Source organism: Massilia terrae (genome assembly GCF_024753145.1).
GTDB lineage: Bacteria > Pseudomonadota > Gammaproteobacteria > Burkholderiales > Burkholderiaceae_D > Telluria > Telluria terrae.
The window spans coordinates 477,819-484,039 of record NZ_JANUGU010000004.1; the positions used below are offsets into that span (position 1 = coordinate 477,819).

The window sequence follows — 6,221 nt, forward strand, 5'->3', positions numbered from 1 at the left end:
CATGAACGAAACACTGATATCGCGCGCGGTGCGCCGGCTGTTTGCGGGCGGCGGCGTGGCCGGGCTGGCCCTGCTCGTCCTGCCCCTGGCCGCCGCCGCGCAGGAGGCCGCGCCGGTGAGCGCGCAGGCGCCGGCGCAGGCGCCGGAACAGGCGCAGCAGCAGGCGCCGCAGCGGGTGACCGTGACCGGTTCGCTGATCCGCCGCACCCAGGCCGAAACCGCGCAGGAAGTGCTGACCGTGAACCGGGCCGACATCGAAAAATCCGGCAAGCAGACCGTGGCCGACCTGCTGCAGACGCTGGCGGTGAACAGCCAGGGCGCGGTGCCGAACACCTTCGGCAACGGCTTCGCGCCGGGCGCCTCGGGCATCTCGCTGCGCGGGCTGGGCGTGGCCTCGACCCTGGTGCTGATCAACGGCCGCCGCGTCGCGCCCTACGGCTTGTCCGACGACGGCCAGAAGCAGTTCACCGACCTGAACATGATTCCGGCCGACGCCGTCGACCGCGTCGAGGTGCTGCTCGAAGGCGCGTCCTCGATCTACGGCTCGGACGCAATCGCCGGCGTGGTCAACGTCATCCTGCGCAATTCGTACAAGGGCCAGACCGTGCGCGTCAGCGACGGCATCAGCGACAAGTGGGACGGCGAGACCACCACCGCTGCCTACACCTTCGGCTTCGGCGACCTCGACACGCAGAAGTACAATGCGGTGCTGTCGGCCGAATACAAAAAAGTCGACAACATCCAGTGCAAGGACCGGCGCGACCGCGACTGGGTGTGCCGTGTCGACCTGCGCAAGTTCGGCTTCTCGGCCCAGGAAAGCCTGGGCGGCACCGGCGCCATCACGGGTAACAACGCCGCCGGCAGCGCCATCAACGGCAATGTGCGCAACCCGACCACCTTCGACTACTTCAACCGCGGCAACCTTGCGCCCGCCACCGGGTTCACCCGCTTCTTCCCGGGCGCGGCCTGCGCCAACTTCACCAGGCAGCCGCAGGGCGATCCGGGCGGCGGCTGCCTGATCGACGCGCCGTTCCAGTTTTCCCAGATCCAGCCGGTGCAGGAAAGCCTGGCGCTGTACGGGCGCGGCACCTGGCAGTTCCATCCCAACCACCAGGCCTTCACCGAACTGATCTACTACACCAGCTCGGCCGACTCCTCGACCACGCCGTCGACCGTGTCGGCCAGCGAGGGCTCGCCGGTGGGGGCGGTCAGCAATGCCAGCGTCGCGCTCGGCGCGACCCACCCGGACAACCCTTACTTCGGCACCGCCGCGCGCCTGCGCTACCTGGCCGCCGACGTCGGCCAGCGCGTCACCCACGTCGACTCCAACTTCATCCGCTGGACGGCGGGCATGAAAGGCAGCCTGTTCGGCTGGGACTACGACACCGCGATCATTTTCTCGCATAACAATGTGTGGCAGAAACGGAACGGCTACCTGCAGCGCAATGTCGCCTTCGCCCTGCTGAATCCCACCCCGGCCAATGTGGCGGCGGCGATGGTCGACCCCAACTATGCAGCGCTGCCGCCGGGCACCTTGTGGCGGATCGGTGAGAATGCAGGGCTCAACTCGCCCGCGGTGTATGCGGCGCTGTCGCCGACGCTGCACAGCCGCGCCGATACGGAAATGGACCTGATCGACTTCAAGGCGACCCGCGACTTTGCCGGCCTCCTGCCGACCGGTGCGATCGGGCTGGCGGTGGGCGGCGAATTCCGCCATGAAAAGAGCGAACTGCTGCCGGTCACGGGCACCCCGACCGGCAACATCATCGGCCTGGGCTTCTCGGCCTACAGCGGCTCGCACAACGTCTCCGCGCTGTATTCGGAGGGCCTGGTGCCGCTGCCGAACAAGGTCGAGCTGACCGGCGCGATTCGCTGGGACCGCTACACGGACGTGGGCAGCTCGTGGACGCCGAAAGCCGCTGTCAAGTGGACGCCGCTGCGTTCGGTGGCGGTGCGTGGCACCTATGCGCGCGGCTTCCGCGCGCCGAGCCCGGCGGAAAACGGCGTCGGCGGCCTGGCCGCGTTCGCCACCGCCAGCGATCCGGTGCGCTGCGCGCTGGGTGTGCAACTCGCCTGCAGTCCGGCCTCGGTGGCGCTGGTCACGCGCGGCAACCCGGCCCTGCAGCCGGAACACTCCAGCAGCTGGGACGTCGGCGTGATCTGGGATCCGCTGCCGCGCACCAGCCTGTCGGTCGACCTGTGGCGGCTGAAGCGGCGCGACGAGATCAACCAGGTGGTGGTGGCCGACGCGATCGCGGCCGGCTCGGTGGTGCGTGATCCGAGCACGGCGATCCCGGGCATTCCCAACGACCCCGGCGCGATCAGCGTGGTCGAGGGCAACTTCATCAACTCCTCGCAGTCGGTGGTCAAGGGCATCGACTTCGACGCCCGCTACGGCTACACCCTGCCCCGGGGTTTCGGCAACGTCTCGGTCGACGGCAAACTGACCCATCTGTTCCGCTGGGCCCGCACCGAACGGGGCGGCGGCACCATCGACTTTGCCGGCACCCACGGCAACTGCGACGTCACCAACTGCGCCGGCACGCCGCGCAACAAGGCCAATGTGCACCTGAACTGGGAGCGCGAGCAGTGGCGCGTGACGGCGACCGTCAATTACCGCAGCCCGTTCAAGAACCTGCTGTTCCAGGGCGATCCCAGCGGCTGCGCCAGCACCTTCGCGAACGGCAATCCGGCGCCGAATGGCGACTGCGAGATCGATTCCTTCACCACGGTCGACCTGACGGCGCGCTGGAAGCCGGCGCCCAAGTGGGAAGTGTTCGGCTCGATCCAGAACCTGTTCGACAAGCTACCGCCGCTCGATCCGCTCACCTACGGCGCACAGTCGTATAACCCGCAGGACTTCGAAGGGGCGCGCGGGCGGATGCTGACCTTGGGGGCGCGGTACACGTTCTGAGCCGGCCCGGAAGTTCCGTGTCAGCTGAGCAAAGGAAAGGCCCGGCCTGCGTTACTTGCGAAACGAGATACCGTCGTTCCCGCGAAAGCGGGAACCCCATTTTATTTGCGGCCCACTTCGGTTTGATTTAGCGGCGCGCGTTGGAAATGGGGTTCCCGCTCCCGCGCGAACGACGTTCTGTATAAAAGCTAGCGCCGGTAGCTGAGCAAAGAAAAGCCCGGTGCACGCACCGGGCTTTGCATTCAAACGCAGTCTGCTTAAGCCGTGCCGCCCACCGTCACGCCATCGATGCGCAAGGTCGGCTGGCCCACGCCCACCGGCACGCTCTGCCCTTCCTTGCCGCACACGCCCACGCCTGAATCCAGGCGCATATCGTTGCCGATCATCGAGATGCGGTTCATCACGTCCGGCCCGTTGCCGATCAGGGTCGCGCCCTTCACCGGGTAGGTCACCTTGCCGTCCTCGATCATATAGGCCTCGCTGGCCGAGAACACGAACTTGCCGTTGGTGATGTCGACCTGGCCGCCGCCGAAGTTCACCGCGAACAGGCCGTTCTTGACCGACTCGATGATCTCGCGCGGATCCTTGTCGCCGGCCAGCATGTAGGTATTGGTCATGCGCGGCATCGGCAGGTGCGCGAACGATTCGCGGCGCGCATTGCCCGTCACCGGCATCTTCATCAGGCGCGCGTTCATCGTGTCCTGGATGTAGCCCTTCAGGATGCCGTCCTCGATCAGCGTAGTGCACTGGGTCGGGTTGCCCTCGTCATCCATGTTCAGCGAGCCGCGGCGGTCCTTCAGCGTGCCGTCGTCGACCACGGTCACGCCCTTGGCCGCGACCCGCTCGCCCATGCGGCCCGAGAAGGTGGACGAGCCCTTGCGGTTGAAGTCGCCCTCCAGCCCGTGCCCGACCGCCTCGTGCAGCAGCACGCCGGGCCAGCCCGGCCCCAGCACGACCGTCATCGGACCGGCCGGCGCCGGCCGCGCGTCCAGGTTGACGCAGGCCGCCTGCACCGCCTCGGTCGCGTAGCGCTCCAGGATTTCGTCGCTGAAGTAGCCGTAATCGTAGCGGCCGCCGCCGCCGGACGAGCCGATCTCGCGCCGCCCGTCCTGCTCGGCGATAACCGTGACCGACACCCGCACCAGCGGCCGGATGTCCGCCGCCAGCACGCCATCGCTGCGCAGCACCAGCACCACATCGTATTCGCCGGCCAGCCCGGCCATTACCTGCACCACCCGCGGATCCTTGGCGCGGGCGATCTTCTCGACCCGTTCCAGCAGGCGCACCTTGGCGGCGGCGTCGAGCGAGCCGAGGGGGTCGTGCGGCAAGTACAGCGAACGGCCGCCGGTCGGCCGCGTGCCGCCGGCAACCTTGACCTTGCCGGAGCCGCTGCGGGCGATGGTGCGGGTGGCGGCCGCCGCGTCCAGCAGCGCGGCCTCGGAAATATCGTCGGAATAGGCAAAGGCGGTCTTTTCGCCGGAAATGGCGCGCACGCCCACGCCCTGGTCGATCGAGAAGCTGCCGGACTTGACGATGCCTTCTTCCAGGCTCCAGCCCTCGCTCTTGGTGAATTGGAAATACAGGTCGGCGTAGTCGACCTTGTGCGTGAACATCGTGCCGAGCGCCGTCAGCAGCTTGCCTTCGTCCAGGCCGAAAGGCGTGAGCAGCACATCGCGCGCTACCGACAGGGAAGACAGGTTCGGTTCGAATGGAGTCATGTCTGTTTTTTCATTCTGCAGGGGATGGCGCATTGTGCCATATCGGCACCATTCCCACAGTCTCGCGGCACGCTTGGCCCGCCCTCCCGGCGCCAGCAAAACCAGCCGCCACCGCCATCGCCAAATATTACCGGAAGTTACAAATACAAATTATGGACAAATGCACTTTCCAATCGGCAAGAATACCCACGGCGAATGTTACATAGCCATCCGCGCCCGGCACATTCCAACACCGATGAAAGCCCGCAGTTGCAGGCGAAACATCCGATACGACGCAGCCCAGGGGCGCCAATTTCGACGATTTGACAATGCCTAATTGCAAAATTACACATTGATAGATTTGACCAACAGTTCCTTGCTTTTTTAAAATTCGTCGTTTATATTTTCGTAAGGAAATTTACTTTTCCTCAAGAAATTATAAAAAAGCCGCCACACCCGCAGCGATGCGGGGCCGGAAAGCCAACGGGTCTTCACGCGAGACGGCCGGGTTGCATTTCATCGAACGCGCCGCGCACCGGCATACTGAAAGCAAGCCCATGGCAACTCAAACCTCTGTAAAAGTCGCGAACCTGACGGGCGCGGCCAAAGACGATGTCTTGACCGCCGATATCACCGGCTTGACCCAAAACAAGCTGACCGGCAACCTGAATGTGCTTCTGAATGATCCGGGCTCGGCCAAGCTGTATTCGCTGATCCAGGACCCGTCGGCGCTGGCCTCGACCGCCACCCTGCCAGTGGTCAACAGCGTCACCCTGGCCAGCGGCGCCAAAATTTCCATCAACCCCGACGGCACCATCGCCTACGACGCCAGCACCCTGCACACTCCGCTGCAGAGCCTGGCCGAAGGCGAGAACTACACCGACACCTTCGTCTACACGATCCGCATGGCCAACGGCGCGCTGAGCACCGCCAAGGTCCCGGTCCTGATCGCCGGCGTCAACGATGCCCCGACCCTGGCGGCCGTGACGCCGCTGAGCCCGGCCGCCCTGGTCGACACCGCCAACTGGGACACCCCGGCAGCCATCAACGGCAAGGTGGCCGGCGCCGACATCGACCACGGCGCGGTCCTCAGCTACAGCATCGCCAGCGGCGGCCAGAGCCTGACCAACGGCTACGGCACCCTGACCATCGACGCCGCCACCGGCAACTACAGCTTCGTGGCCGACGCCGCCAAGTTCAACTCACTCGCCGCCGGCGAGAACGCCACCGCGAGCTTCAGCGTGTTGGTCAAGGACGAGCACGGCGCGGCCTCGGCCCCGGTCACCCTCAACTTCAAGCTGACCGGCGCCAACGACACCGCCTCGATCGACGGCAACGGCGCCGGCCGCGTGGCCGAAGACGGCACGCTCGGCGCCAGCGGCAAGCTGAACGCGCACGACGCCGACCACGACCAGGCCGCCTTCCAGGCCCCCGCCTCGCTGGCCGGCGCCTACGGCGACTTTACTTTCAACAGCGCCACCGGCGACTGGACCTACACCCTGCGCAACGGCGACGCCAACGTCCAGGCCCTGAACGCCGGCAAAGTGGTTTCCGATGAGATCACTGTGGCCTCGGTTGATGGCACCGCCACCGCCAAGCTGCACGTGGAG

The 6,221-nt window shown here is 66.1% G+C and carries 3 protein-coding genes and 1 riboswitch; of the genes, 2 read left to right on the forward strand and 1 reads right to left on the reverse strand.

Annotated elements, in window-relative coordinates:
• The first annotated feature begins 1 nt into the window (after position 1).
• Positions 2-2,914, forward strand: coding sequence for a TonB-dependent receptor (locus NX778_RS15050; RefSeq protein WP_258812563.1), 2,913 nt, complete (start codon positions 2-4; stop codon positions 2,912-2,914).
• 257 nt (positions 2,915-3,171) lie between these two features.
• Here NX778_RS15050 and tldD read toward each other — a convergent pair whose 3' ends face one another.
• Positions 3,172-4,632, reverse strand: coding sequence for a metalloprotease TldD (gene tldD, locus NX778_RS15055; RefSeq protein WP_258812564.1), 1,461 nt, complete (start codon positions 4,630-4,632; stop codon positions 3,172-3,174).
• A gap of 418 nt (positions 4,633-5,050) precedes the next feature.
• Positions 5,051-5,128, forward strand: a riboswitch (cyclic di-GMP riboswitch).
• Positions 5,129-5,168: 40 nt separating this feature from the next.
• On the opposite strand from tldD, the gene NX778_RS15060 reads away from it, so the two are divergent.
• Positions 5,169-6,221 (forward strand): VCBS domain-containing protein (locus NX778_RS15060; protein ID WP_258812565.1); only part of this gene is annotated, 1,053 nt, incomplete at its 3' end.

Coding starts and splice junctions, on each gene's coding strand:
- tldD (WP_258812564.1), bottom strand. CDS start 4,632: ATGACTCCATTCGAACCGAACCTGTCTTCCCTGTCGGTAGCGCGCGAT.
- NX778_RS15050 (WP_258812563.1), top strand. CDS start 2: ATGAACGAAACACTGATATCGCGCGCGGTGCGCCGGCTGTTTGCGGGC.